The 24,992-nt window shown below is 73.0% G+C and carries 27 protein-coding genes; 19 read left to right on the forward strand and 8 right to left on the reverse strand.

Annotated elements, in window-relative coordinates; all coding sequences use genetic code 11:
• Window positions 1-77 precede the first annotated feature (77 nt).
• Window positions 78-2,210 (reverse strand): S9 family peptidase, encoded by a 2,133-nt coding sequence (locus ACZ6B1_RS11145; protein ID WP_468776962.1) that lies wholly within the window; start codon window positions 2,208-2,210, stop codon window positions 78-80.
• 212 nt (window positions 2,211-2,422) lie between these two features.
• On the opposite strand from ACZ6B1_RS11145, the gene ACZ6B1_RS11150 reads away from it, so the two are divergent.
• The 8 genes from ACZ6B1_RS11150 (at window position 2,423) to ACZ6B1_RS11185 (ending at window position 10,062) form a co-directional block, all read left to right on the forward strand.
• Window positions 2,423-2,617, forward strand: a complete 195-nt coding sequence (locus ACZ6B1_RS11150; RefSeq protein ID WP_358927465.1) for a hypothetical protein — start codon at window positions 2,423-2,425, stop codon at window positions 2,615-2,617.
• Window positions 2,618-2,733: 116 nt separating this feature from the next.
• Entirely contained in the window at window positions 2,734-3,600 is an 867-nt protein-coding gene (mshB, locus tag ACZ6B1_RS11155) for an N-acetyl-1-D-myo-inositol-2-amino-2-deoxy-alpha-D-glucopyranoside deacetylase (RefSeq protein WP_468776963.1), read from the forward strand.
• Window positions 3,597-4,013: a DUF6113 family protein gene (locus ACZ6B1_RS11160; protein ID WP_468776965.1), complete on the forward strand. Its 417-nt coding sequence runs from the start codon at window positions 3,597-3,599 to the stop codon at window positions 4,011-4,013. Before mshB ends, ACZ6B1_RS11160 begins: the two co-directional genes overlap by 4 nt.
• Before the next feature lie 155 nt (window positions 4,014-4,168).
• A complete protein-coding gene (locus ACZ6B1_RS11165) occupies window positions 4,169-6,451 on the forward strand; it encodes a collagen-like domain-containing protein (RefSeq protein WP_468776967.1) in 2,283 nt (760 codons plus the stop codon).
• Window positions 6,452-6,592: 141 nt separating this feature from the next.
• Window positions 6,593-7,522 (forward strand): ABC transporter ATP-binding protein, encoded by a 930-nt coding sequence (locus ACZ6B1_RS11170; RefSeq protein ID WP_468776969.1) that lies wholly within the window; start codon window positions 6,593-6,595, stop codon window positions 7,520-7,522.
• Window positions 7,519-8,259: an ABC transporter permease gene (locus tag ACZ6B1_RS11175; RefSeq protein WP_468776971.1), complete on the forward strand. Its 741-nt coding sequence runs from the start codon at window positions 7,519-7,521 to the stop codon at window positions 8,257-8,259. The genes ACZ6B1_RS11170 and ACZ6B1_RS11175 overlap by 4 nt, the downstream gene beginning before the upstream one ends.
• Window positions 8,260-8,264: 5 nt before the next feature.
• The gene (locus tag ACZ6B1_RS11180; protein ID WP_468777488.1) at window positions 8,265-9,428 is read left to right on the forward strand and encodes a sensor histidine kinase; all 1,164 of its coding nucleotides are present in this window, start codon (window positions 8,265-8,267) and stop codon (window positions 9,426-9,428) included.
• A 19-nt stretch (window positions 9,429-9,447) separates the two neighbouring features.
• Complete coding sequence (locus ACZ6B1_RS11185) at window positions 9,448-10,062, forward strand: response regulator transcription factor (protein WP_468776973.1); 615 nt, start codon at window positions 9,448-9,450, stop codon at window positions 10,060-10,062.
• A gap of 21 nt (window positions 10,063-10,083) precedes the next feature.
• Here ACZ6B1_RS11185 and ACZ6B1_RS11190 read toward each other — a convergent pair whose 3' ends face one another.
• Window positions 10,084-10,950, reverse strand: coding sequence for a transglutaminase family protein (locus ACZ6B1_RS11190; protein WP_468776975.1), 867 nt, complete (start codon window positions 10,948-10,950; stop codon window positions 10,084-10,086).
• 29 nt (window positions 10,951-10,979) lie between these two features.
• Window positions 10,980-11,996 carry a GNAT family N-acetyltransferase gene (locus ACZ6B1_RS11195; RefSeq protein ID WP_468776977.1) on the reverse strand — a complete coding sequence of 339 codons (1,017 nt, stop codon included), beginning with the start codon at window positions 11,994-11,996 and terminating at the stop codon, window positions 10,980-10,982.
• Between the two features lie 140 nt (window positions 11,997-12,136).
• Between ACZ6B1_RS11195 and fdxA the strand changes: the two genes are divergently transcribed.
• Together fdxA and ACZ6B1_RS11205 are read left to right on the forward strand one after the other, a co-directional pair.
• A complete protein-coding gene (gene fdxA, locus ACZ6B1_RS11200) occupies window positions 12,137-12,454 on the forward strand; it encodes a ferredoxin (protein WP_004926152.1) in 318 nt (105 codons plus the stop codon).
• 123 nt (window positions 12,455-12,577) lie between these two features.
• On the forward strand, window positions 12,578-13,675 hold the full coding sequence (locus tag ACZ6B1_RS11205; RefSeq protein ID WP_468776979.1) for a bifunctional succinyldiaminopimelate transaminase/glutamate-prephenate aminotransferase: 1,098 nt from the start codon (window positions 12,578-12,580) through the stop codon (window positions 13,673-13,675).
• A gap of 95 nt (window positions 13,676-13,770) precedes the next feature.
• Here the strand turns inward: ACZ6B1_RS11205 and ACZ6B1_RS11210 are convergent, their stop codons facing one another.
• Window positions 13,771-14,223: an ATP-binding protein gene (locus ACZ6B1_RS11210; protein ID WP_468776981.1), complete on the reverse strand. Its 453-nt coding sequence runs from the start codon at window positions 14,221-14,223 to the stop codon at window positions 13,771-13,773.
• Window positions 14,224-14,501: 278 nt separating this feature from the next.
• A complete protein-coding gene (locus ACZ6B1_RS11215) occupies window positions 14,502-15,500 on the reverse strand; it encodes a VldE C-terminal domain-containing protein (protein ID WP_468776983.1) in 999 nt (332 codons plus the stop codon).
• Between the two features lie 94 nt (window positions 15,501-15,594).
• Between ACZ6B1_RS11215 and dapE the strand changes: the two genes are divergently transcribed.
• The gene (gene dapE, locus ACZ6B1_RS11220) at window positions 15,595-16,674 is read left to right on the forward strand and encodes a succinyl-diaminopimelate desuccinylase (RefSeq protein WP_468776986.1); all 1,080 of its coding nucleotides are present in this window, start codon (window positions 15,595-15,597) and stop codon (window positions 16,672-16,674) included.
• 104 nt (window positions 16,675-16,778) lie between these two features.
• Window positions 16,779-17,537, forward strand: coding sequence for an LOG family protein (locus tag ACZ6B1_RS11225; RefSeq protein ID WP_468776987.1), 759 nt, complete (start codon window positions 16,779-16,781; stop codon window positions 17,535-17,537).
• A 16-nt stretch (window positions 17,538-17,553) separates the two neighbouring features.
• Here the strand turns inward: ACZ6B1_RS11225 and folP are convergent, their stop codons facing one another.
• A complete protein-coding gene (folP, locus tag ACZ6B1_RS11230) occupies window positions 17,554-18,414 on the reverse strand; it encodes a dihydropteroate synthase (protein WP_468776989.1) in 861 nt (286 codons plus the stop codon).
• A gap of 137 nt (window positions 18,415-18,551) precedes the next feature.
• On the opposite strand from folP, the gene ACZ6B1_RS11235 reads away from it, so the two are divergent.
• Window positions 18,552-18,902, forward strand: a complete 351-nt coding sequence (locus ACZ6B1_RS11235; RefSeq protein WP_468776991.1) for a DivIVA domain-containing protein — start codon at window positions 18,552-18,554, stop codon at window positions 18,900-18,902.
• On the forward strand, window positions 18,899-19,483 hold the full coding sequence (locus ACZ6B1_RS11240; protein WP_468776992.1) for a DNA-3-methyladenine glycosylase I: 585 nt from the start codon (window positions 18,899-18,901) through the stop codon (window positions 19,481-19,483). The genes ACZ6B1_RS11235 and ACZ6B1_RS11240 overlap by 4 nt, the downstream gene beginning before the upstream one ends.
• A 38-nt stretch (window positions 19,484-19,521) precedes the next feature.
• Here the strand turns inward: ACZ6B1_RS11240 and chcB are convergent, their stop codons facing one another.
• Entirely contained in the window at window positions 19,522-20,325 is an 804-nt protein-coding gene (chcB, locus tag ACZ6B1_RS11245) for a 2-cyclohexenylcarbonyl CoA isomerase (protein ID WP_468776994.1), read from the reverse strand.
• 376 nt (window positions 20,326-20,701) lie between these two features.
• Between chcB and ACZ6B1_RS11250 the strand changes: the two genes are divergently transcribed.
• Complete coding sequence (locus ACZ6B1_RS11250) at window positions 20,702-20,869, forward strand: DUF3117 domain-containing protein (RefSeq protein WP_018544333.1); 168 nt, start codon at window positions 20,702-20,704, stop codon at window positions 20,867-20,869.
• An 87-nt stretch (window positions 20,870-20,956) separates the two neighbouring features.
• On the opposite strand, the gene ACZ6B1_RS11255 is transcribed toward ACZ6B1_RS11250, so the two are convergent.
• Complete coding sequence (locus ACZ6B1_RS11255; protein ID WP_365121028.1) at window positions 20,957-21,655, reverse strand: O-methyltransferase; 699 nt, start codon at window positions 21,653-21,655, stop codon at window positions 20,957-20,959.
• Window positions 21,656-21,889: 234 nt separating this feature from the next.
• Between ACZ6B1_RS11255 and sigE the strand changes: the two genes are divergently transcribed.
• The 4 genes from sigE to ACZ6B1_RS11275 all read left to right on the forward strand — a co-directional run bounded on the left by sigE (window position 21,890) and on the right by ACZ6B1_RS11275 (window position 24,950).
• A complete protein-coding gene (sigE, locus tag ACZ6B1_RS11260) occupies window positions 21,890-22,606 on the forward strand; it encodes an RNA polymerase sigma factor SigE (RefSeq protein ID WP_468776995.1) in 717 nt (238 codons plus the stop codon).
• Window positions 22,603-23,559, forward strand: coding sequence for an anti-sigma factor family protein (locus ACZ6B1_RS11265; protein ID WP_468776997.1), 957 nt, complete (start codon window positions 22,603-22,605; stop codon window positions 23,557-23,559). The genes sigE and ACZ6B1_RS11265 overlap by 4 nt, the downstream gene beginning before the upstream one ends.
• 82 nt (window positions 23,560-23,641) lie before the next feature.
• A complete protein-coding gene (locus ACZ6B1_RS11270; protein WP_468776999.1) occupies window positions 23,642-24,070 on the forward strand; it encodes a sec-independent translocase in 429 nt (142 codons plus the stop codon).
• 208 nt (window positions 24,071-24,278) lie between these two features.
• Window positions 24,279-24,950 (forward strand): hypothetical protein, encoded by a 672-nt coding sequence (locus ACZ6B1_RS11275; protein WP_468777001.1) that lies wholly within the window; start codon window positions 24,279-24,281, stop codon window positions 24,948-24,950.
• The last annotated feature ends 42 nt before the right edge of the window (window positions 24,951-24,992 follow it).

Below are 24,992 nucleotides of genomic sequence, written 5' to 3' on the forward strand. Positions count from 1 at the left end.
ACGGCCGTACGCTGTTCAGCCTCGCGCGCCCGTATATCGGCACCGCTTCCGTGAAGTTGCCTGCTCGTTAACGCAGTTCACGCAGATTTGCCGGGCTGGGGCAGCGAGCGGCGGAGGAAGTCGAGCTGCAGGCGCAGCAGGTTCTCCGCGACGGTCTCCTGCGGGGTCATGTGGGTCACCCCGGACAGCGGCAGGACCTCGTGCGGGCGGCCCGCCGCCAGCAGGGCGGAGGACAGGCGCAGGGAGTGGGCGACGACCACGTTGTCGTCCGCCAGACCGTGGATGACCATCATCGGCCGGTGCGGCTCGGCCGCGTCGACCAGTCCCGCGTCGTCGATCAGCGAGTTGCGGCGGTACACCTCCGGCTGCTCGTCCGGCAGGCCGAGGTAGCGCTCCTGGTAGTGGGTGTCGTACAGCCGCAGATCGGTGACGGGCGCGCCCACCACCGCGGCGTGGAAGACGTCCGGGCGGCGCAGTACCGCCAGCGCGGCCAGATAGCCGCCGAAGGACCAGCCCCGGACGGCCACCCGGCCGAGGTCGAGCGGGAAGTCCTGGGCGAGGGCGTGCAGCGCGTCGACCTGGTCCTGGAGCACGACGGCCGCGAGGTCGTCCCGGATCTCCTTCTCCCACGCCGGCGAGCGGCCCGGCGTGCCCCGCCCGTCGGCCACGATCACCGCGAACCCCTGATCGGCGAACCACTGCGAGGTCAGGTACGCGTTGTGCGCGGCGACCACCCGCTGGCCGTGCGGGCCACCGTAGGGGTCCATGAGCACGGGGAGGGGAGTGTCACCGTGGTAGTCCGTAGGCATAAGCACGGCGCACGGAATTCGGCGTGCGCCCCCCTGGGTGAGCGTCACGCGGGGGGACAAACCGGGATCTTCGGCGTACGAGGTGACAGTGGCCGTCCGTTTTCCGTCACACAGCACCTGGACACGGGTCCCCGGACTGTCCGGCGTCGCGGACACCAGCACCGTCACGTCCCCGGCCCGCACCGCCGAGTGCACACCGGGCTCCTGCGACACGCGCTCCACGCCGAGCTCGTTCACCCGGTAGACATGGATCTCGCCGATCTCCGGCGACGCGGCCTCCTCGCCCGCCGAGGCCGTGACCAGCACGTCGTCGGCCGTCACATCCAGAACCGAACGGATGTGCAACTGCGGTCCCGTCAGGGGCCTTTCGCCCACCGTGAGCACCCGCGCGCCACCCTCGTCCGCGATCCGGACAAGCTGCCCGGACGGGCTCCAGCAGGGCACTCCGGCGAAAAGTTCCAGCCATGTTGGATCTTCGTCGGCATGCACCATCCGGGTCGAGCCGGTGTCCGGGTCCACCGCCAGGAAGAGCTGGCTGCGCTGGTCCCTGGCCTGCACCAGGATCAGTGGCGCCCCCGCCTCTGACCAGTGCACTCGCGCCAGGTACGGATAGCGCGCCCGGTCCCACGTGACCTCCGTGCGCCCCCCGTCGAGGCCGAGGACGAACAACCGTACCTCCGCGTTAGGAGTCCCCGCGGCCGGGTACGCGACGTGGTTCGGGTCACGCTCCGGGTGGGCCGGGTCGGCGATCCACCAGCGCCGCACCGGCGTGTCGTCCACCCGCGCCACCAGCAGCCGGTCCGACCCCGGCGCCCACCAGAAACCCCGGCTGCGGCTCATCTCCTCGGCCGCGATGAACTCCGCGAGCCCGTAGGTCACCTGCTCGGCCTCCGGCACCGCCAGCGCCCGGTCGCCCTCGCCCTCGGCGCCCGTCACCCGCAGCGCGCCCCGCGCCACGTACGCGATGTGCCGTCCGTCCGGCGACGGGCGCGGGTCGATCACCGGTCCCGGCACGCGGAGTTCGCGTGCCGTACCGGCCCGCAGCTCGGCCGTGAAGAGCCGCCCTGACAAGGCGAAAGCCGCCAACTCCACGGCGGCGTCCGTGGCGTGGCCGACGATGCCGGCCCCGCCCTCCCGGCTGCGCTCCCGGCGCGCCCGCTCCTCGGGCGGGAGCTCCTCGGAGGCGCCCTGCAGCAGGGCGGCCGGATCGGCCGCCAGGCGTTCCGAGCCGTCCGCCGGATCCAGGACCCAGAGGGAGTTGGCCCGGTCGGTACCGGAGTTGGAACGCAGGAACGCGACACGCGAACCGTCGGGTGCCACCGCGAACGCACGCGGCGCGCCGAGCGTGAACCGCTGGGTGCGGGCGTGCCGACGGGGGAAGGAGTGAGCCTCGGTCGTCATACCCCGACCATATTGGCCATGCGCCCCCTTGTGCGGCCGTGCGCCGAGCGATGCGCGAGTACGCATAGTTATGATCACTACCGCTGAGTGGGTATGAACCCGCTGGCGTCCGCATGGACTTGCCGTACGGATCGACGCCCGGCATACGACCGGGTCACAACCCCCATAGTCCGAACCCCCCGCGTCCCTGGGATTTTTGGAGGTGAGCCGCCGTGGCACTCTCGATTTCGGCGGTGGTGCTGCTGGCGATCGTCGTCTTCTTGCTGATCAAGAAGTCGGGACTGAAGGGCGGTCATGCGGTCGTCTGCATGCTGCTCGGGTTCTACCTCGCCTCCTCCACCGTGGCCCCCACGATCAGCGAGCTGACGACCAACGTCGCCAGCATGATCGGCAGCATCAAGTTCTGACGGCGCCCGGGACCGGGCGGCGGCAGCGTCCGGGGCAGCCCTCGACCGCGTACGGCACGAAGCGGGACCACGCGGCGGGGGCGAAGGCGAGGCGCGGCGCCTCGTAGGGTGGTCCCATGACGGAACTGCCCGACCGGCGTCTGCTGCTGGTGCACGCGCACCCGGACGACGAGTCGATCAACAACGGCGCGACCATGGCCCGGTACGCGGCCGAGGGCGCCCATGTGACCCTGGTCACCTGCACCCTCGGTGAGCGGGGCGAGGTCATCCCGCCCGAGCTGCGGCATCTGACCGGCGCCGCGCTGGGCGCGCACCGCCGCGGTGAGCTGGCCGCGGCCCTGCGCGAGCTGGGCGTGACGGACTTCCGGCTGCTCGGCGGCGCGGGCCGCTACGGCGACTCCGGGATGATGGGCATCCCCGACAACGAGGACCCCGGCTGCTTCTGGCGGGCCGACCTGGACACCGCCGCCGGGTCGCTCGTGGAGGTGATCCTGGAGATCCGCCCGCAGGTCCTGGTCACCTACGACGACAACGGCGGCTACGGCCACCCGGACCACATCCAGGCCCACCGCGTCGCCATGCGCGCCGTCGAACTGGCGGCCGAACAGGGGCACCGGATCGAGAAGGTCTACTGGAACCGCGTGCCGCGCTCCGTCGCCGAGGCCGCCTTCGTCCGCCTCCAGGACGAACTGCCCGCGCTGCCCTTCGCCAAGGGCGCCTCCCTGGCCGACGTACCCGGAGTGGTCGACGACGAGCGGATCACCACCGCCGTCGACGGCTCCGCCCACGCCTCCGCCAAGGCCGCCGCTATGCGCGCCCACGCCACCCAGATCGAGGTGGCCGAGCCCTACTTCGCGCTCTCCAACGAGCTGGCCCAGCCGCTGTTCGCCACCGAGTACTACGAGTTGGTGCGCGGTACCGCCCGGCCCGGGGAGACCGACCTGTTCGCCGGTGTCACCGGCGACCCCGAGGAGGCGTCATGAGCACCGCCGGACGCGGGTCCGCGCTGGCCCAGCCGTTGCGGCGCCCCTCGGCCGGGCGGACCGCCGCCTGTGCCGGGCTGTTCCTGCTCGGCGCGGTCGTCGGCCTCGCCGGCGCCCTGGTCCAGGGCGCCTGGTTCCCCGGGGGCCTGCTGCTCGCCCTCGCGGGCGCGGCCGGACTGTTCCTCGGCGGCGCCTACGCGCTGCGCGGGCGGGGCGGGGCGGTGGCGCCGGTGGCAGGCTGGATCATCGCCGTCATCCTGCTCACCGCCAGCCGCCCGGAGGGCGACTTCCTGTTCAGCGCGGGACTGGGCTCCTACCTCTTCCTGTTCGGCGGCATGGCGGTGGCTGTGATCTGCGCCACCCTTGGTCCGGGACGGCAACCCGGCGGCGACGCTGCCCGACTTGGCAAGTGACGTACCACTTCGCCGTACGGCGCACGTGCGAGTCCGGTGTGTATTTCCTCAGCGGTCATGGGATACGCGCCAGAAGTGGCCAGTATGGTGGTGCGCGCCGCCGAACTGCCCGCTGAGGTCGTAACGGGCGGTGGAGCCAACCGGGAGAACCTGCCTTGAGTCGTGAAACTGACACTCCGTCCTCCGGGCCCAACGGGCGCGGCGGTGCCGCATACCCCTCCGGGACGCCTCCGTACGGAACCCCCGTCGCCTCCGAAGCCGGTGCGGACGCGGGCCGTTCGGCCGCGCAGCCGGAGGAACGCAAGACCGAGACCACGCTGACGACCCGGATCCGGATCAACATTCCCGGGTCGCGGCCCATCCCGCCGGTCGTGGTCCGCACGCCCGTCGGCGACGCCGAGGGCAGCAAGGACGACGCGGCGTCCGACCGGCGGCCGGCTCCGGCCGCCCCGGCGCCCGCGGCCGCCGAGACGCCCGCCGAGCCCGCGCCGCAGGCCGAGGAGAAGACCAGCGACTGGTTCGCGCCCCGCAAGTCGTCCGCGCCCAAGGGCGGTCCGGGCGGCGGCGGCGCGAACGGCGCCGGGCAGCCCGGCGGTTCGGCCGCGGCACCGTCCGCCCCCGCCGCACCGTCCGCACCGGCCCCGCGGCCGGGTGCCACCGGCGGCCGCCCCGGCGGTGTGGTCGGCGCCATGGGCGCACCGGGCGGCTCCCGCCCCGGCGGCACCAACGGCTCCGGCCTGCCCGGCGCCACCGGCGGCCCCGTGGCCCCGGGTCACGGCGGCGGCACCGGCTCCTTCGACGTGACCGAGGCGCTGGCCGCCGGCCCGCGCGGCGGCGCCCGTTCCGGCGGCGACGAGCCGAGCCGCGACGACCTCCCGTTCTTCTCCGAGGGCGGACCGAGCGGGTTCGACGGCCCCGGTGGCCCCGCCGGTACCAGCGGACTCGGCGGCCCGGGCGGCCCCAGCGGCTTCAACGGACCGAACGGCCAGGGCGGCCGCGGCCCCAAGGGCCCCGCGGGCCCGACGAGCGGACCGGTCACCGGCGACGGGCCGAGGATTCCGCCGGCCGCGCCCAGGAGCTCGCTCAGCGACCTGGACCGGGATCTGGGCGAGTCCTTCGGCGGCTACGGCGACACCGGCAGCCACCCGCTGCCCGGGGACACCGGCAGTCACCCGCTGCCCGGCGGTGCGAACGGCCAGGGCCGCCAGGGCGGCCCGCTGGCTCCCGGGGCTCTCGCCGGCCCCGGCGGCGGCCTCAGCGACGACACCGCGATCCTCACCCCGCAGAAGCCGGCCCCCGAACCGGGCACGCCCGGATACCGCGCCGCGGGCAACGTCTCCGGGCATACCGTCACCAGCGGCATCCCGGTGGTCCCGTCCGCCGGGAACTCCCCGTTCGGACCCGGCACCCCCACCGACGGACCGGTGCCGCACCAGGCACCCAGGCTGCCCGACCCGGCCCCGCAGCCCAAGGCGGCGGCCCGGCCGAAGAAGAAGGGCCGCAGCAAGCTGGTGCTGCTCGCCGTGGGCGTGGTCGTCGTCGCGGCCGGTGCCTACGGCGCCGGGCTGCTGATGAACCACACCGACGTGCCCAAGGGCACCACCGTGCTCGGCACCGACATCGGCGGCGGCACCCGCGACGAGGCCGTCAAGAAGCTCGACGACGCCTTCGGCGACCGTGTGAACAAGCCGCTGAAGCTGGCCGTGGGCGGCAAGACCGTCACCGTCGAGCCCGACAACGCGGGTCTGCAGTTCGACTTCGCGGCCACGGTGAGCAACGCCGCCAAGAGCGACTACAACCCGGTCTCCGTGATCGGCTCCCTCTTCGGGCAGAAGCGCGAGGTCGAGCCGGTCATGCCGGTGGACGAGGAGAAGCTGCAGGCAGCCCTCCAGCAGACCGGCGGTGGCTCCGGCTCCGTGGTCGAGGGCGGCGTCGAGTTCCGCGCCGGCAAGGCCGTCGCCGTCTACGGCAAGGAGGGCAAGGCCATCGACGCGGCGGGCTCGACCCGGGCCGTCGAACAGGCCTACCGCACGCTGGTGGAGACCGGCACCGCCACCCCCGTCACCGTACCGACCGCCACCAAGCAGCCGACGGTGTCCAAGGCCGAGGTCGACCGGGAGATGAAGGAGTTCGCGGAGCCGGCGATGTCGGCCAACGTGACGGTGCAGACCGACGCCGCGCACTCGATCCCCCTGAGCCCGCAGAAGTCGCTGTGGAAGTTCCTCAGGGTCACGGCCACGCCCGACGGCAAGCTGACCGACAAGCCGGACCTGGACGCCCTGAAGCAGCTGTACGGCCAGACCTTCGACGGCGTGCTCATCACCCGGGGCAACGGCAAGAAGACGGCGGTCACGCCCCAGGACGTGTACGTCGCCCTGCGCCAGGCGCTGACGAGCACGACGAACCGGGTCGCGGTCATCGACACGAACCCGAGCTAGCGGGGCCGGACGGGAACCGGGGGCGTCCGCCGGCCGGACGCCCCCTTCCGTCATGTCACCGCAACCGCATGACATCTGTCATCCGGCAACGAGGACCGCCGACACTGCCGGCACCCCGCCCCGCCCGGCCAGCATGGGGGCATGACAACGACAGCGGCACCGGCCACCACCACCCCGGTGGTCGGGTTCGACCAGGTGACCAAGACGTACGGGAGCGTGCGGGCCGTCGACGGCCTCTCGCTCCGGCTGTACCCGGGGGAGACCGTCGCCCTTCTCGGCCCGAACGGCGCCGGCAAGTCCACCACGCTCGACCTCCTGCTCGGGCTCAAGCACCCCGACAGCGGCACGGTCGGCGTGTTCGGCACCAGCCCGCGCGAGGCCATCGTCGCCGGGCGGGTCGGGGCCATGCTGCAGAGCGGCGGGCTGATGGACGAGGTCACCGTGGCCGAGCTGGTGAAGCTCGCCTGCTCACTGCACCCCAAGCCGTACAAGGCCGCGGACGTCCTCGCCCGCGCGGGAATCACGCAGATCGCCGACCGCAAGGTCAACAAGCTCTCCGGCGGCCAGGGCCAGCGTGTCCGCTTCGCCCTCGCCACCGCCGGCGACAGCGACCTGATCGTCCTGGACGAGCCCACCACCGGCATGGACGTCTCCGCCCGCCAGGCCTTCTGGGCCACCATGCGCGAGCAGGCCGACCAGGGCCGTACGGTCCTCTTCGCCACCCACTACCTGGAAGAGGCCGACGCCATCGCCGACCGGGTCCTGGTGCTGCACCGGGGCCGGCTCCTCGCCGACGGCACCGCGGCCGAGATCAAGGCGCGTGCCGGAGCCCGCCGGATCTCCTTCGACCTGGAGGGGAGCATCGACGAGGCGGCCCTGCGCGGCCTTCCCTTCCTCACCTCGTTCGACGTCTCAGGGCAGACCGTCCGCATCCAGTCCTCCGACGCCGACGCCACCGTCCACGGCCTGTACGGCCTCGGTGTCTACCCCCGCAACCTCGAGGTCGCCGGGCTCGGCCTGGAGCAGGCCTTCGTCGCCATCACGGAGGCCGAGGAGGCCAAGCAGTCATGAACTCCCTCATCAAGCTGGAACTGACCCGCTCCCTGCGGAACAAGAAGTTCCTGTTCTTCTCGGTGCTCTATCCCTCGTTCATCTACCTGATCTTCTCCAGCAGCGCGGGCTCCGGCGAACGGGTCGACGAGACCGGCCTGACCGTCGCCACCTACCTGATGGTCTCCATGGCCTCCTTCGGCGCCCTGACCGCCGTCCTCATGGGCAACAGCGAGCGCATCGCCAAGGAGCGCGAGAGCGGCTGGGTGCGGCAGCTGAGGCTGACCCCGCTGCCCGGGCGCGGCTACGTCCTCGCCAAGACCGCGAGCGCGGCCGTGGTGAGCCTGCCGTCCATCATCGTGGTGTTCGTCGTCGCCGCCGCCTTCAAGGACGTGCGCCTGGACACCTGGCAGTGGCTTGCCCTCACCGGGGTCATCTGGGCGGGCAGCCTGGTCTTCGCCGCGCTCGGCGTCGCCATCGGCTACGTCGCCTCCGGAGACGCGGTCCGCCCGATCACGATGATCGTCTACTTCGGTCTGTCGATCCTCGGCGGCCTCTGGATGCCCTCCACCACCTTCCCGCAGATCCTGCAGGACATCGCCAAGTGGCTCCCGACCCACGCGTACGCTGCACTGGGGCGGGCGATCGAGCAGAGCCAGGCCCCGCACACGACGGACATCGCCGTCCTGGCCGTCTACTTCGTCCTTTTCGCGGGCGGTGCGGCCTGGCTGTACCGGAAGGACACGCTGAAGGCGTGAGCGCCATGACGACCGAGGACCGACCGCGCGGGCCGCAGCGGCCGACGGGCCTGGGGCAGCCGCCCCGCAACCGCCGGGAGCTGCTGCGCAAGCTCGTCTGGATCGGCGTCTGGCTGGTCTTCATGAGCTCCCCGGTCCACGACCTGGCCGCCGGCCACCACACGCCTTCCGGGACGGCGGCCGGCTGGCTGGGCCTGGCGGTGTTCGCCGGGGTCTACCTGCTGCTGGTATTCCGCAACATGGGGCACCCGATGCGCCGCCCCCTGGTCGTCGGCCTCATCGTCGTCCTCTGCCTGCTGGCCGTCACGCTCTGCCTCACGCTCGGTGCCGCCTGGCTCGGCCTGTTCTGCTACGTCTCCGTCGCCTGTGGGGCGGCCCTGCCGCTCAGGGCGGCCTACTGGGCCGTCCCGGCGACCGGCGTGGTGATGATGCTGGTCGGCCTCGCCACGGACGTCGCGACGGCGTGGAACCTGGTGCTGGTGGTGGTGCTCATCGGGTTCGCGATGACGGGCGTCGTCCAGCTCATCCGCACCACGGTCGAGCTGCGTGAGGCCCGGGCCACCGTCGCCCATCTCGCCGCCAACGAGGAGCGGCTGCGGCTCGCCCGGGACCTGCACGACCTCCTCGGCCACTCGCTCTCCCTGATCACGCTGAAGAGCGAGCTGGCCGGGCGGATGCTGCCCGGGCACCCCGACAAGGCGGCCCAGCAGGTCGCCGACATCGAACAGGTCAGCCGCCAGGCCCTGGTGGACGTCCGGGAGGCCGTCACCGGGTACCGTCGCCCCCGGCTGTCCGCCGAGCTGGCCGGTGCCCAGGTCGCGCTGACCGCGGCCGGGGTGAGCGCCGAACTGCCCGCCGAGCCGGACCTCGCCGGCGCCGGGGAGGACAGCGAGGCCGCGCTCGCCTGGGCGCTGCGCGAGGCGGTCACCAACGTGGTCAGGCACAGCGGCGCCCGCCGCTGCGTCGTCCAGCTCCTGCACCGCCAGACCCTGGACGGCCCGATGCTCGAACTCTCCGTGGAGGACGACGGGTCCGGCGGCTCAGGCGGCGCCGCCGGCAACGGTCTGACCGGCCTGACGGAGCGGCTGGAGAAGGCCGGCGGCATGCTGGAGGCCGGGCGCGCCAGGCAGGGCTTCCGGCTGGTCGCCCGCGTCCCGCTGACGCCCTGAAGGCACGTAGGATCCGGGCATGAGCAGCCCGATCAAGGTCCTCCTCGCCGAGGACCAGTCGATGGTCCGTGAGGCGCTGGCCGCCCTGCTCGGCCTCGAGGACGACATCGAGGTCGTCGCCCAGGTGGCGCGCGGCGACGAGGTGCAGGCGGCCGTCGGCGCGCACGGCGTGGACGTGGCGCTGCTCGACATCGAGATGCCCGGCTGCACCGGCATCGAGGCGGCGGCCCGGGTGCGCCGGGAGTTCCCCGAGGTGAAACTCGTCGTCCTCACCACCTTCGGCCGCCCCGGCTATCTGCGCAGCGCGATGGAGGCCGGCGCCGACGCCTTCCTGGTCAAGGACGCACCGGCCGCCCAACTCGCCGCCGCGGTGCGCAAGGTGCTCGCCGGGGAACGGGTCATCGACCCCACCCTGGCAGCGGCCGCCCTGGCGGAGGGCGCCAACCCCCTCACCGACCGCGAACGCGAGATCCTGCGCGCGGCGGCCGACGGCTCCACCAACGCGGAACTGGCGGCGGCCCTGCACCTGTCCCAGGGCACGGTCCGCAACTACCTCTCCACGGCCATCCAGAAACTCGCGGTCCGCAACCGGGCGGAGGCGGTCCGCATGGCCCGCGAGAAGGGCTGGCTCTGAGTTCCGGCCGGGCCCCGCTTCCTAGTTGAGCATCGCCCGGGCGGTCCGGGCCTGTCGGCGCACCCGGTCGGCGGCCGGTTCGTCGACCACCTCGATCAGATGCGCGTACGCGTCCAGCTCCGTGGCGCCGTCCTCGAACTCACCCCGCTGCACCAGCAGTTGACCGCGCTCGTAGCGCAGCCGGGCCGGATGGGCGGGCAGCAGCAGGCTCAGCTCCACGGCCCACAGCGCGACGTCCGACCGCTCGGGACGGGCGGAGGCCCACGCACGGACGTTGTTGAGGATGCGCTGCACGACCTCCAGCGGTGTCGCGGGCTCCAGCATCGACGGCTGCAGCGGCGCCCCGGTGGCCCCGGCCACGAGCAGCTCGGCGTCCGTACCGGTCAGCACCCGCCCGCCGTCGAACGGATCGGCCAGCACCTGCTCCCGCGCCGCCCCGAACCCGACCACGAAGTGCCCCGGCAGCGCGACCCCGTAGACCGGTGCCCCCGCCCGCCGGGCGACCTCCAGCCACACCACCGACAGCAGGATCGGCAGCCCGCGCCGCCGCCGCAGCACCTCGTGCAGCAGCGAGGACTCCAGCCGCTGGTAGTCGGCGGGGACGCCGCGGAACTTTTCGCCCTCGCCCAGGAGCCGGCACACCGCCTCCGCCCACGCCCGCGGCCCGCCCGGCCGGTACGGCAGCCGCCCGGCCAGCCCGTCCAGCTCGAGCTGGGCCGCGTCGATGCCGTCCTCGTCCAGCGAGCCGTCCGCCTCCGCGCCGATCAGCAGGCACAGCGCCGACAGGTCCGGCCGCTCGGACCGGGCCTCGGCGCCGAACCGCCGCCGCAGCTCCGCGGACCGCTCCGGCGGGGGCGGGTACGGGGGCGGGAGGCGAGGGTGCCGCATGTCTGGGTCATGCCCTCCCACGGCGATCGCTACGACCCTCCGATGCCACCGGTGTCCGGCCGGCGGTAGTGGTGGTATGCGTGGTGGGGAGCGAAGCCCAGACGGGCGTACAGCCCCCGCGCCCCCTCGTTGTCGCTCTCCACCTGCAGCCAGGCAGCCGAGGCGCCCTCGTCCAGGGCCTGCCGGGCCAGCGCGGACATCACCTCGGTGGCGAGACCCTGCCGGCGGCGGGCGGGATCGACCTCCACGGCGGCGAACCCGGCCCAGCGCCCGTCCACCACGCACCGTCCGATCGCCGCCGGGGCCTCGCCGGCGGCACCGGGCACCGTCGCGAACCACACCGACGGACCACCACGGAGCACTCGCAGGGCCACCTCGCTCACCCCCTTGCGCTGGTACCGGGCGAGCCACGCCTCGTCGATCTCCCGGGACAGCACCACCCCGGCGCCCTCGGCGGCGTCCGCGACCGGCGCCAGCTCCCCGGTCCACAGCCCGGCGGTCACCTCGCGCACCCAGCCGCGCCGCTCCAGCTCCGCGCACAGCAGCTCCTGCGTGCCCTCGGCGCCGGTCGCGGTCTGCACGTAGGCGGGCAGGCCCCGCTCGGCGTACCAGCGCCGTACGGCCTCCAGGGCGGCGTCCAGACCGAGCCCCGGATCACCGAGCGGCAGCACGCTGTTGGCGCGCCGGGTGAACCCCTGGGCCGCGCGCAGCTCCCACTCGCCCAGCCGCTCGCTCTCCACCGGCCGCCACGCCCGGGCGGTGACCCGGGCCAGCTCCGCATAGGTGGCGGCGGGGCCCCGCCGGCGGGACGGCGCGGCCGGGATCACCTTGCCCGCGACCAGCGCGGACTCCGCGATCCGGACACTCCGCCCGTCCCGCGATGTGATCATGAGCACGCCGTCGTCCCATGATGTGAGAACACCGACCGTGTCGGTGAACTTCTCCGGCCCCGCCCCGGGCTCGCTCAACCGCCGTACGGAGACACGTTTGCCCACGTCAGCAGTGGTGATACGGACCTCGAGGCGTCCGTGCGCCGAGATTTCCACTGGTCAGTTCACCCCTCCTGTTCGGATCTTGCCCCAGAACGGAGATACTAGGGGCGGGCATCGACGACGCCGCGCTCCCGCGCGCCAGGCGGCGGAGCCTACGGAGGCCCGCCAGCGCCCTATCGAGGAGGAACGACAGCGTGACCTACGTCATCGCGCAGCCTTGTGTCGACGTGAAGGACAAGGCGTGCATCGAGGAGTGCCCGGTCGACTGCATCTACGAGGGCCAGCGGTCCTTGTACATCCACCCGGACGAATGCGTCGACTGTGGTGCCTGTGAGCCGGTCTGCCCGGTCGAGGCGATCTTCTACGAGGACGACACTCCGGAGGAGTGGAAGGACTACTACAAGGCGAACGTCGAGTTCTTCGACGAGCTGGGTTCCCCCGGCGGGGCCAGCAAGCTGGGCCTGATCGAGCGGGACCACCCCTTTATCGCCGCGCTGCCGCCGCAGGCCTAGTGACCCGCTGGGCGGCGGCCCAGCGGCCCGCAGCGCGCCGCCCCGGTCCCGTACGGCCGATCGCACCGATCCGCGCCGTACGGGACCGTGGCGTTCGCCGAAGCAGAAAGTGAGCCAGCACCCGTGTCCGCAGTCTCCGACCGGCTTCCGACCTTCCCCTGGGACAAGCTGGAGCCGTACAAGAAGACGGCCGCGGCCCACCCCGGCGGCATCGTCGACCTGTCCGTCGGCACCCCGGTCGACCCGGTCCCCGAACTGATCCAGAAGGCGCTGGTCGACGCGGCCGACTCGCCGGGCTACCCGACGGTCTGGGGCACCCCGGCGCTGCGCGACGCGATCACCGGCTGGCTCGAGCGCCGGCTGGGCGCACGGGACGTCACCCACCGGCACGTCCTGCCGATCGTCGGCTCCAAGGAACTGGTGGCCTGGCTCCCCACCCAGCTCGGCCTCGGCCCCGGCGACAGGGTCGCGTACCCGCGCCTGGCCTACCCGACGTACGAGGTCGGCGCCCGCCTGGCCCGCGCCGAATACGAGGTCTACGACGACCCGCGCGACCTGGACCCGGCGAACCTCAGGCTCCTGTGGCTCAACTCCCCGTCGAACCCGACCGGCAAGGTCCTGTCCAAGGACGAGCTGACGGCGATCGTCGCCTGGGCCCGCGCCCAAGGCGTGCTCCTCGTGTCCGACGAGTGCTACCTCGAACTGGGCTGGGAGGCCGACCCGGTCTCGGTCCTGCACCCGGACGTCAACGGCGGCTCCTACGAAGGCATCGTGGCCGTCCACTCGCTCTCCAAGCGGTCCAACCTGGCCGGCTACCGCGCCGCCTTCCTGGCGGGCGACCCGGCCGTCCTGGGCCCGCTGCTGGAGATCCGCAAGCACGGCGGCATGATGACCTCGGCGCCGACGCAGGCCGCGGTGGTGGCGGCCCTGGGCGACGACGAGCACGTCCGCGTCCAGCGCGAGCGCTACGCCGCCCGCCGCGCGCTGCTGCGCGAGGCCCTGCTCGGCCACGGCTTCCGCATCGAGCACAGCGAGGCCAGCCTCTACCTGTGGGCCACCCGCGACGAGTCCTGCTGGGACACCGTCGCCCACCTGGCCGGCCTGGGCATCCTGGTCGCGCCGGGCGACTTCTACGGCGAGGCCGGCGACCGGTTCGTACGCGTGGCCCTGACCGCGACGGACGAGCGGGTACGCGCGGCGGTGGAGCGCCTGGCCGCGTAGCGGTCGGACACACGAACGCGGCGGCTCCGGACATGCGAACGGGGTCCGGGGAGCTTCCCCGGACCCCGTCGGCCGTCCGCCGGTGACGGCGGAACTCAGCCGCCGAGCGGGAGCTGAGCGGCCGGCAGGGACGACGTCGGCAGCCCGCCCTCGGTGAGCGAGCCCGTGGACAGCCCGCCCGCCGCGCCGGTCGCGGTGCGCCCGATGACACCGCCGGCCGTGCGGGCCGCGTTCCCGGCCGCGTTCTTCGCCGCGGGTGCCGCCTTCTTCACGGCACCGGCGCCGGTCCTGGCCACGGACGGGGCCGCCTTCTTGACCGTCTTGCCGCCCGTGTTGCCGGCGACACCGGTGACGTGCTGCGTCGCACCGTCGAGGGTGCTGCCGACGCTCGCCGCGCTGTCCAGCGCGGTCAGGCCGCCCAACTCCGGGGTGGCCGCCGGCTGGTTCGTGGCCGCGCCGGCAGAGCCGGCCGCACCGACCCCGGCGGCCGCTCCCGCTGCGACGAGCAGCGCGGCACGGGCGATCCGGCGGGTCAGGGGGAGGGACATGGTGCTCCATTCGACGGGAGGAACGGTGGTGTGCCCGGGCCGGGCCCGGACGCCGTGCTTACCGCTCGAGGCCGACGAAGGTTGCGGACGCCGAAGGTAAAGAATGGGTAACGCATCGCATTATCGTTTGTGGATAAAAACGGGCAAAGGGGCTTCGTCGGGGGTGGTGCAGAATCCTTACGGCCCTTGATTCCCAAGGGCCGTCGAAGCGCCGTCCGCCCCCGGCGGGAAACGCGCCCGCTTCGCAGCCGCGCAACCCGGGCGGGTGAGTCGCCGTACTACTGTCCGGCCACGATCCGGACCGACCCGGCGGCCTTCTCCGCACCCCCGGCGCCGTCCGCGCCGACCCGGTGCCAGCTGCCGCCGCCGTCCCTCGCCGTCCACTCCCGGTCCGCGTAGAACACCCGCTGGATGTGCAGCGCCGAGGAGTTGGCCACCGCCCAGTGCGCCAGCTGCCAGCCCCGTTCACGCTCTCGCTCGCCCGTCGCGCCCGCGTCCCTGCGCGCGCCCTCGGACACCGGTACGGTCACCGTCCGCCCGTGCGCGGTCGCGGTCACGCTCGGCGACGGCGAGGGCGAGGGCACCGGAGTACCGCCCACGACGGCGTTCGTCTCCCGCAGCGCGTCCCGCCCGAAGTCCCGTACCAGCGCCTCCCGTACCGCGTCCGGGCCCGTCGCCGTCGCGGTGCGCTCCGGGCGCCCGGCGCAGGTCAGCGTGGCCGCCGCGCGGCCGGTCAGCGCGGCCGCCAGCAGCTCGGCGTCCGGCTCGTGCTTGGCGTACGCCTCCGGGTAGCCGCTGCGCTGCACCCGCTGGGCCGCCACCGTCAGCGGCAGGCCGGCGTAGTCCGGCACCTTGGCCAGGTGGGCGTAGAAGATGCCCGCCGCGTAGGCCGGGTCCATGATCTGCCGTTCGGTGCCCCAGCCCTGCGAGGGCCGCTGCTGGAACAGGCCGAGGGAGTCCCGGTCCCCGTGCTCGAGGTTGCGCAGCCCCGACTCCTGGAGAGCGGTCGCCAGCGCGATCGTTATGGCCCGCTCGGGCATGTTCCGTCCGGTGCCCACGGCGGTGATCGTCGCCGCGTTCACCGCCTGCTCGGGCGTGAACTCGTAGGACGCCCCGTCCCCGCCCGCGGCGACCACCTTGCAGCCGCGCGCGCCCGGGCCGCCGGTGACGTACTGCACCACGAGGTAGGCGGCGACACCGCACAGGACCAACAGCGCCGCCCCGAAACGCAGGAGGCGGCCGCGACGCTTGGGACGGGTGGGGGACGGCTCTGGCACGCGTACAAGGTACTGGAGGGCCTCCCGCCCCGGGCGGCGGGTCCGGGCAGCGCGGCGCGGAGCCGCCACGACGCCATGGCCTAGGGTCTGAGCCATGGCCGACACCTCGCTTGATCTCACGCTGGACGCCGCCGAGCTCACCGCCCGGCTCGTGGACTTCCCCTCCGAGAGCGGCACCGAGAAGCCCCTCGCGGACGCGATCGAGACCGCCCTGCGCGCCCTGCCGCACCTGACGGTCGACCGCCACGGCAACAACGTGATCGCCCGCACCGACCTGGGCCGCGCCGAGCGGGTCGTGCTGGCCGGCCACATCGACACCGTCCCGATCGCCGGCAACGTGCCGTCCCGGCTGGACGAGGACGGCGTGCTGTGGGGCTGCGGCACCTGCGACATGAAGTCGGGCGTGGCGGTGCAGCTCCGCATCGCGGCGACGGTCCCCGCCCCCAACCGCGACCTGACCTTCGTCTTCTACGACAACGAGGAGGTCGCCGCCGAGCTCAACGGCCTCCGGCATGTCGCCGAGGCCCACCCGGACTGGCTGCGCGGTGACTTCGCGGTGCTGCTGGAGCCCTCCGACGCCCAGGTCGAGGGCGGCTGCCAGGGCACGCTGCGGGTGCTGCTCAAGACCCGGGGCGAGCGGGCGCACTCGGCGCGCGGCTGGATGGGCTCCAACGCCATCCACGCGGCCGCCCCGATCCTGGCCCGGCTCGCCTCCTACGAGGCCCGGTGGCCGGTCATCGACGGCCTGGAGTACCGCGAGGGCCTGAACGCGGTGGGGATCTCCGGGGGAGTGGCGGGCAACGTCATCCCCGACGAGTGCGTGGTGACGGTCAACTTCCGCTACGCCCCCGACCGCACCGAGGAGGAGGCGATCGCGCACGTCCGCGAGGTCTTCGCGGACTGCGGGGTGGAGGAGTTCGTGATCGACGACCACAGCCCCGGCGCGCTGCCCGGCCTCTCCCACCCGGCGGCCGCGGCCTTCATCGAGGCCGTGGGCGGCACCCCGCAGCCCAAATTCGGCTGGACGGACGTCTCCCGCTTCTCCGCCCTCGGCGTGCCTGCGGTCAACTACGGTCCCGGTAACCCGCATCTGGCACACAAGCGGGACGAGCGGGTAGAAGTGGCCAAGATCCTCGCGGGCGAGGAGCGGCTGCGGTCCTGGCTCTCCGCGTAGCGGACGCCACCGGGCGCCGCACGCCGGACATGCTCACGTCCCCCGTCCGAAACCCGGGTGGATCTAGGCTGAGGCCGTACTACCCGCAAGCGGAGGGAGCGCACATGGCGACCGGCAACCCCCTGGGGAAGAAGCAGCCGCCGGACGAGCAGCGACTCGGACCGGTCCTCCGGCGGCGGGGACAGGTGACGGCCAGCACGACCGACCAGCGGCTGCTGGACGAGCGCGCCCCCTCGGACTGGGTCCACACCGACCCCTGGCGGGTCCTGCGGATCCAGTCGGAGTTCATCGAGGGCTTCGGCACGCTGGCCGAACTCCCACCCGCCATCAGCGTGTTCGGCTCGGCCCGGACGCAGGCGGGCTCACCGGAGTACGAGGCGGGCGTGCGGCTGGGCCGCGGGCTGGTCGAGGCCGGCTGGGCCGTGATCACCGGCGGTGGCCCGGGAGCCATGGAGGCGGCCAACAAGGGCGCGTGCGAGGCCGGCGGCACCTCGGTCGGGCTCGGCATCGAGCTGCCCTTCGAGCAGGGGCTGAACCCCTACGTCGACATCGGCCTCAACTTCCGCTACTTCTTCGTCCGCAAGATGATGTTCGTCAAGTACGCGCAGGGATTCGTGGTGCTGCCGGGCGGCCTCGGCACCCTGGACGAGCTCTTCGAGGCCCTCACCCTGGTCCAGACCCAGAAGGTGACCCGCTTCCCGATCGTCCTGTTCGGCACCGAGTACTGGGGCGGTCTCCTGTCCTGGCTGAAGAACACGCTGGTGGCCCAGGGGAAGGCGACGGAGAAGGACCTGCTGCTCTTCCACGTGACCGACGAGGTCGAGGAAGCGGTGGCACTGGTCTCCAAGGAGGCCGGGCGCTGACGCGCCCCTGAGAGGGCTAGGCCAGGCCGCGGCGGGCCACTGCCGGGGGGCGGTGGCCCGCGATGGACGCGACCATGTCCAGCACCTGGCGGGTCTCGGCGACCTCGTGCACGCGGTACACCTGTGCCCCGAGCCACGCCGACACCGCGGTCGTCGCCAGCGTGCCGATCAGCCGTTCCTTCACCGGCCGGTCCAGCGTCTCGCCCACGAAGTCCTTGTTGGACAGCGACACCAGCACGGGCCACCCCGTGGCGACCATCTCGTCCAGCCGCCGCGTGGCCTCCAGGCTGTGCCGCGTGTTCTTGCCGAAGTCGTGCCCGGGATCGATCAGCACCGACTCCCGGGGTACCCCCAGGGCGACGGCACGCTCCGCCAGCCCCAGGGTCACCTCCAGGATGTCGGCGACCACGTCGTCGTAGGTCACCCGGTGCGGGCGGGTCCGGGGCTCGGCCCCGCCCGCGTGCGTGCACACCAGCCCCGCCCCGTGACGCGCGGCGACCTCCGCGAGGGCGGGATCGACGCCGCCCCACGCGTCGTTCAGCAGATCCGCGCCCGCCTCGCACACCGCCTCGCCGACCTCGGCCCGCCAGGTGTCCACGCTGATGATCACATCGGGGAAGCGGCGGCGTACCTCGGCGACGAAGCCCACCGTCCGCCGTGCCTCCTCCTCGGCCGTGACCTCCTCGCCGGGCCCCGCCTTCACCCCGCCGATGTCGACGATCGCGGCACCCTCGGCCACCGCCCGCTCCACGCGCGCGAGGGCCGCCTCGTCGCGGAAGGTGGCTCCCTGGTCGTAGAAGGAGTCCGGGGTCCGGTTCACGATCGCCATGATCACGGGCTCGTGCGGCCCGAATTCCCGCTTGCCCAGCCTGAGCATCCGCTGTGACCTCTCCTAGTACGTCCCTCGGTACAGCCGCCTGCGACCCTAACCGTCCGGCGGGCATGGCACGATCGGAGCCTGACAGATCCGTCTTCCGGCACAGTGTCCGGTACCGAGCGTGGGGACTCCTGGCGATGATGATGTTCTTGTTCCTGGTCGTCGCCCTGGCCGTCGTGGTGGCCGCGGTGACACTCGCCGTGGTCAGCGGCGGTGAGCGCGGCCCGTTGCCGGAGGCCGGTCCGGAGCGGCTGCGGGACCCCCTGCCTCCGGACCGCCCGGTCGGCGGCCAGGACGTGGAGAACCTGCGCTTCCCGCTCGCGCCGCGCGGCTACCGCATGTCCGACGTGGACGACGCCCTCGGCCGGCTCGCCGCCGAACTCGCCGAGCGGGACGCCCGTATCGCCGACCTGGAGTCCGCGCTGGCCGGCGCCCGCGCCGCCGCGCACGCCCGGCTGGACAAGCCGGGCCGGGAGGAGCAGCGATGAGCGCCGGAGCCGCCCTCGCCGGGCCCGACGGCAGGGCCCGCTGCCCGTGGGCACTGTCCGCAGCGGACTACGTCTCGTACCACGACGAGGAGTGGGGCCGGCCGGTCCACGGCGACGACGCCCTCTTCGAGCGGGTCAGTCTGGAGGCCTTCCAGTCGGGCCTGTCCTGGATCACGATCCTGCGCCGCCGCCCGGGCTTCCGCGCCGCGTTCGCGGGCTTCCACATCGAGAAGGTCGCCGCGTTCACGGACGAGGACCGCGAGCGGCTGCTGGCCGACCCGGGCATCATCCGGAACCGCGCCAAGATCGACGCGACGCTCGCCAACGCGCGTGTGCTCGCCGGCTGGGCCGAGGGCGAGCTGGACGAGTTGATCTGGTCGCACGCCCCCGACCCGGCGGGCCGCCCGGTGCCGCGGACCCTGGCCGACGTCGCCGCCGTCACCCCCGAGTCCACGGCCCTTTCCAAGGCGCTGAAGAAGCGGGGCCTGAAGTTCGTCGGCCCCACGACGGCGTACGCGCTGATGCAGGCCTGCGGGCTGGTCGACGACCACCTGGAAGGGTGCGTGAGCCGCACCGCCTAGGCGGTCCGGCCGCACAGCGGCCCGGCCGGCCGGGCCGCTCAGCGGCCCAGGTACTTCGGCTTCTCCTTGTTCACGAAGGCCTGGACCGCGATCGCGTGGTCCTCGGAGCTGCCCGCGCGGGTCTGCAGCTCGTCCTCCTTGTCCAGGGTCTCGGCGAGGGAGTGCGTCAGGCCGTAGGCCACCGCTTCCTTGATCGCCGAGTACGCCACCGTCGGGCCCTCGGCCAGGGCCCGGGCCACCTTCTCGGCCTCGGCCCGCAGCTCGGCGGCGGGCACCAGCCGGTTGGCGATGCCCAGCTCCAGGGCGTCCTGCGCGCTGATGTTGCGCGGGAAGAGCAGCAGATCGGCGGCGCGGCCCGGGCCGACCACCCGGGGCAGCGTCCAGGAGATGCCGGAGTCGGCGGTGAGCGCGACACCCGCGAACGAGGTGTTGAAGGCCGCCGTGTCGGCCACCACCCGGTAGTCGGCGGCCAGCGCGAAGCCGAACCCGGCCCCGGCGGCGACCCCGTTCACCGCGGCGACCACCGGCTTCGCCGCTCCGGTCAGCGCCCGCACGATCGGGTTGTAGTGCTCCCGGACCGTGGTCATGGTCTGCCCGGACCCGGTCTCGCGGTCCGCCACCAGCAGCCCGATGTGCTCCTTGAGGTCCTGGCCCACGCAGAACGCCCGGTCCCCGGCCGCGGTGAGCAGGATCGCCCGTACGGCGCTGTCCCCGGCCGCGGATTCCGCCGCCTCCCGGAGGGCGACCTTGGTCGCGACGTTCAGCGCGTTCATCGCCTCCGGGCGGTTCAGCGTGATCGTCGCGAGTCCGTCGGTCACCTCGTAGAGAACGGTGTCGGCCATGGGGCATCCCCTCCGGTCAGTAGTGGTGACGTACCGCTCAGTACGCCACGGTCCGAAGGACAGCATGGCGGACATCGCCGCGCGGGGGCCGGACCGGAGGTGTGACCTGCGTCAAACAAAAACGGAGCGCCACCGCTCGCCGTGCGTCCGTGCGGTGGCGCAGTATCGCAGCCACATCGCCGAATTGGGTGGTTTTGCTCGCGCGCGTTGCGCAAGCGATGCCGACTGATGTTGGTCATCGGGTCCTGCGATGCGGGATAATGGCCTGGAAGCAATGTGTTCGATGCCGGTGTCGCGTGTCCGGTACTAGGACCGCGGGGTGCCCTTCGTGGGGCTTCGGCAGACGATGAGCCTGGTTTCAGGAAGGGGAACGAGCATGGCGGCCATGAAGCCGCGGACGGGTGATGGCCCGCTCGAGGTGACCAAGGAGGGGCGGGGCATCGTCATGCGCGTTCCGCTCGAAGGCGGCGGTCGACTCGTCGTCGAGCTGACCCCTGACGAGGCCGAGGCGCTCGGCGACGCCCTCAAGAAGGTCGTCGTCTGACGGGCCGGCGATCCTGTCCTTCCGTCCGCCCCGGCATCGTAAGCGGTGCCGGGGCGGACGTGTGTCCGGGCCCCGCGGGGGTCCGTCTCACCGCTTGACGGCGCACAGCAGTCCGTCGCCCACCGGCAGCAGCGACGTGACCAGTTCCTGGCTCTCCCGCACCGTGCGCAGCAGCTCACGCAGCCGCAGCACCTCCGAGGGCTGCGGCCCCGAGTCGACCGTACGGCCGTTGGCGAAGACGCCCTCGAAGACCACCAGCCCGCCCGGACGCAGCAGGCGCAACGATTCAGCTAGGTAGTCCGAATACTCCTGCCGGTCCCCGTCGCAGAAGACGAGGTCGTAGCCCGCGTCCGCGAGCCGGGGCAGCACGTCCAGCGCGCGGCCCGGGATGAACCGGGCCCGGTTGCTGGCGAAGCCGCAGGCCCGGAAGGCCTGCCGGGCGAACTGCTGGTGCTCCGGCTCCGGGTCGACCGTGGTGAGCACGCCGTCCGGGCGCATGCCGTGCAGCAGATGGATTCCGGACACCCCGCAGCCGGTGCCGATCTCCGCGACCGCCTTCGCGTCCACGGAGGCGGCGAGCAGGCGGAGCGCGGCACCCGTGCCGGGCGACACCGAGCGCAGCCCTGCCTCGCGGGCCCGGTCGCGGGCCCAGCGCAGCGCTTCGTCCTCGGCGACATAGGCGTCGGCGAACGCCCAGCTAGTCTGCCGGTTGCCGGTAATGACGCTCTCCTGTCCCCGTGGGTGCCTGGGCGTGACTGTATCCGTTGGCGTCGGGAACCCGCAGATGGGACCGCGCGTTTACAGGGTTGAGACGAAGGGCCCGGACGCGATGGGGGGCGAGCGGTGGATCGGGACGCCGAGCACATGCTGACGCAGCCGTATGAGCCGTATCAGCCCAGATCAATTTCTCGTAAAACCGCTTATCCGGTCCTAACGGGCGAGGTGGCTATGGTAGGGGCTCCACTGGACACCACCAGAGCTGACAGGGGAGGTGCGGCTGCGCCTGTTGACCGGAGAGGGATGCTGAGGCGTCTTCTCGGGGCGGCGGGGAAGCCGAAATCCGTGACCGACACTGCTGCTGACCACAGCCGGACCGCCGGCGCCGCCGCCGGCGACGCCCCGACCGCGACCTTCTCCACCGACGCGGACGGGCAGGCGTGGACTCCGCCCACCTGGGAGGAGATCGTCAGCACGCACAGCGGCCGGGTCTACCGCCTGGCCTATCGCCTCACGGGCAACCAGCACGACGCCGAGGACCTCACCCAGGAGGTCTTCGTCCGTGTCTTCCGTTCCCTGTCGACGTACTCGCCGGGCACCTTCGAGGGCTGGCTGCACCGCATCACCACCAACCTGTTCCTGGACATGGTCCGGCGCAAGCAGCGCATCCGCTTCGACGCCCTCGGCGAGGACGCGGCCGAGCGCCTGCCCAGCAAGGAGCCGTCCCCGCAGCAGGTCTTCAACGACGCGCACTTCGACGCCGACGTGCAGCAGGCGCTGGACACCCTCGCGCCCGAGTTCCGCGCCGCCGTCGTGCTCTGCGACATCGAGGGGCTGTCGTACGAGGAGATCGCCGCGACCCTCGGCGTGAAGCTCGGCACGGTCCGCTCCCGCATCCACCGCGGCCGCTCCCAGCTCCGCAAGGCCCTCGCCCACCGGTCGCCCGAGGCCCGCAGGGCCGAGCGGCGCTCCTTCGTGGCCCGTGTCCCCGCTCTGGGGGGAGGGGGCGCGACCGCGTGAACGGATCCCGTCCGAAACCCGCTCAGCCGCACCTTGCCGAGCAGCACCTGGGAGACCGGCTCTCCGCCCTGGTGGACGGGGAGCTGGGTCACGAGTCGCGCGAGCGCGTCCTCGCCCACCTGGCCACCTGCGCCCGGTGCAAGGCGGAGGCGGACGCCCAGCGCCGGCTGAAGAACGTGTTCGCCGAGGCGGCCCCGCCGCCACCCTCCGAGAGCTTCCTGGCCCGCCTCCAGGGGCTTCCCGGGGGAGGTGACCTCGACGGCGGCGGCACGCCGGCGCCCGGGGGAGGCTTCCTCGGACGGGGCTCCGACACCGGGGTCTTCGGGATGAGGCGCGAGGAGCGCTTCGAGTTCGGCTACGTCCCCGCCGCATCCGCCCATGCCGTGGTCCCCGCTCCCGAAGAGCGTGGTTTCCGCATCCATCCCGTCGGCCGCCCGGACGCCGACCGCTCCGCCTCGCGCGGACTGCGGTTCGCGGCCGCCGCCGCCGGTGCGGTGTCGCTGGCCGCGGTCGCCCTCGGCGGCGTCACCACCGCCATCCCCGGCGACCTGGCCGCGGACGCCCGCGGCGGCTCCGGCACCGGCAACGTGGTCCCGGCCCGTTCGGCGGGCGCGGGCGCGGGCCCGGTCCCCGGCGCGGCGACGCCGGACACGCAGCGCCGCCGCGCGGTGGGACCGCTGCTCGCCCAGGGCAGCAGCACGCTCGGCCCCGGCCCGGCGGCGCCGACCTCCCTGTCGGCCCCGCTGCTGCCCGGCGACCAGCCACCCTTCGCCGGGCAGGGCCAGGACGTCATGCGCGACCTGACGACGCCGGTGATGGCCGGTGCGGCCGCGGTCTCTCCGCTGATACGCCCGCTGGACGACATCACGCCGCCCCGGCTGAACGGCCCGGACACGCCCTCGGCCTCGGGCAGTCCCCCGGTCGCCCCTCCGGCCCCGTCCGCACGGAACTGACGCAAGTCTCACCACCGGGCGGTACCCGTCCGACAGGTGGGCCGGGTACCGTTGGGCGACCGAGGATCGCAAGGAGCGTCAGGTGTTCAATGACATAGGACCACTCGAGCTGGTGACCATCATTGTTCTCGCCGTGCTCGTCTTCGGTCCGGACAAGCTCCCCAAGGTCATCCAGGACGTGACGCGGACGATCCGGAAGATCCGCGAGTTCTCGGAGAGCGCCAAGCAGGACATCCGCACCGAGCTCGGCCCGGAGTTCAAGGACTTCGAGTTCGAGGACCTCAACCCCAAGACCTTCATCCGCAAGCAGTTGGACAACGAGGACCTGGGGCTGAAGGAGATCCGCAACGGCTTCGACCTGAAGAAGGAGATGGCCGAGGTCACGGACGCGGTGCAGAGCCGCGACGGCCAGGCCTCGTCCTCCTCGTCGGGCGGGCGCATCGACATGACCAAGAAGCCCGAGGACTCCGGCAAGGACGGCCCCCCGCCGTTCGACGCGGACGCCACCTGATCCGAACCGGGCTGGAGTGACGCACCTCACAGCCCGCTCCCGTCGCACAGCCCTCCGGCGCGCCGTCCGCGCGACCCACGCGCCCGTCGGTTTCCCTGCTGTCCTCACCGGTGTGGATATGCTGCCGAGTTGTTGTGCGGACCGGACGAGTACGCCCGAAGGGGGGCGGGCCTCCCGGTCCGACGAGAGCGAGGAGGCGTCCGGGCAGATGGAGACGACAAGTCGGGTGGGCGCACAGACGCCGGCCGCGGAGGGCGCTCAACCGGCTCCCTCCGCCCCGCGCACCATCGACGGGTACCTTCGGGCGCCCTTCCCCTGGTACGGCCTCGACGAGGCCTTCACGGGGCCGCGTTGGCTGATGCAGGTCGGTGCGGCGGCCGACGGCGCCGTCGAGCACGGTTCGATCGGGCACGGCGACGAGCCCTCCGTGCGCAACGAGCACACGGCCGCGGCCACGGACGAGCCGCGGGAGAAGTTCGCGGTCGTCGTCACCGTGGCCGCGAACCCGTCCCGCCGGAGCGCCGACGGCACGGGGCTGCTGGAGGCGACGTCGGTCTCCTCGGCGGCCTGGCTGGCGGGCGTGGGACTGCTGTCCTTCACCTGGCCCGGGCAGATGGACCACAGCCTGCGCGACGACTGGCTGGACCAGCAGACCGAGACCGCCTGGGCGCTGGCCGACGATCTCGAGGGACCGGAGTGGTCCGGGCTCTCACTCCCGGTGGACGGGGTGCCCATGCCCTTCTACTACCGGGAGTCCGAGTTCGGCTGGGTGCTGGCCGGCTCCACCGGTTCCGGCGTGCACGTCGGCGCCTACGGGCGGGGGATGAGCGCGTACGGACTCGGCTTCGCGATCGTCAAGGACGTCGCCGCGTACGCCTGACGTTCCCGGCGGCGTACGCACGGGGAACCGCCGCGTACGCCC

This window comes from Streptomyces sp. NPDC041129 (assembly GCF_055592265.1).

Coding starts and splice junctions, on each gene's coding strand:
- ACZ6B1_RS11145 (WP_468776962.1), bottom strand. CDS start 2,210: ATGACGACCGAGGCTCACTCCTTCCCCCGTCGGCACGCCCGCACCCAG.
- mshB (WP_468776963.1), top strand. CDS start 2,734: ATGACGGAACTGCCCGACCGGCGTCTGCTGCTGGTGCACGCGCACCCG.
- ACZ6B1_RS11160 (WP_468776965.1), top strand. CDS start 3,597: ATGAGCACCGCCGGACGCGGGTCCGCGCTGGCCCAGCCGTTGCGGCGC.
- ACZ6B1_RS11170 (WP_468776969.1), top strand. CDS start 6,593: ATGACAACGACAGCGGCACCGGCCACCACCACCCCGGTGGTCGGGTTC.
- ACZ6B1_RS11175 (WP_468776971.1), top strand. CDS start 7,519: ATGAACTCCCTCATCAAGCTGGAACTGACCCGCTCCCTGCGGAACAAG.
- ACZ6B1_RS11180 (WP_468777488.1), top strand. CDS start 8,265: ATGACGACCGAGGACCGACCGCGCGGGCCGCAGCGGCCGACGGGCCTG.
- ACZ6B1_RS11185 (WP_468776973.1), top strand. CDS start 9,448: ATGAGCAGCCCGATCAAGGTCCTCCTCGCCGAGGACCAGTCGATGGTC.
- ACZ6B1_RS11190 (WP_468776975.1), bottom strand. CDS start 10,950: ATGCGGCACCCTCGCCTCCCGCCCCCGTACCCGCCCCCGCCGGAGCGG.
- ACZ6B1_RS11210 (WP_468776981.1), bottom strand. CDS start 14,223: ATGTCCCTCCCCCTGACCCGCCGGATCGCCCGTGCCGCGCTGCTCGTC.
- dapE (WP_468776986.1), top strand. CDS start 15,595: ATGGCCGACACCTCGCTTGATCTCACGCTGGACGCCGCCGAGCTCACC.
- ACZ6B1_RS11225 (WP_468776987.1), top strand. CDS start 16,779: ATGGCGACCGGCAACCCCCTGGGGAAGAAGCAGCCGCCGGACGAGCAG.
- folP (WP_468776989.1), bottom strand. CDS start 18,414: ATGCTCAGGCTGGGCAAGCGGGAATTCGGGCCGCACGAGCCCGTGATC.
- ACZ6B1_RS11235 (WP_468776991.1), top strand. CDS start 18,552: ATGATGATGTTCTTGTTCCTGGTCGTCGCCCTGGCCGTCGTGGTGGCC.
- ACZ6B1_RS11240 (WP_468776992.1), top strand. CDS start 18,899: ATGAGCGCCGGAGCCGCCCTCGCCGGGCCCGACGGCAGGGCCCGCTGC.
- chcB (WP_468776994.1), bottom strand. CDS start 20,325: ATGGCCGACACCGTTCTCTACGAGGTGACCGACGGACTCGCGACGATC.
- ACZ6B1_RS11250 (WP_018544333.1), top strand. CDS start 20,702: ATGGCGGCCATGAAGCCGCGGACGGGTGATGGCCCGCTCGAGGTGACC.
- sigE (WP_468776995.1), top strand. CDS start 21,890: ATGCTGAGGCGTCTTCTCGGGGCGGCGGGGAAGCCGAAATCCGTGACC.
- ACZ6B1_RS11275 (WP_468777001.1), top strand. CDS start 24,279: ATGGAGACGACAAGTCGGGTGGGCGCACAGACGCCGGCCGCGGAGGGC.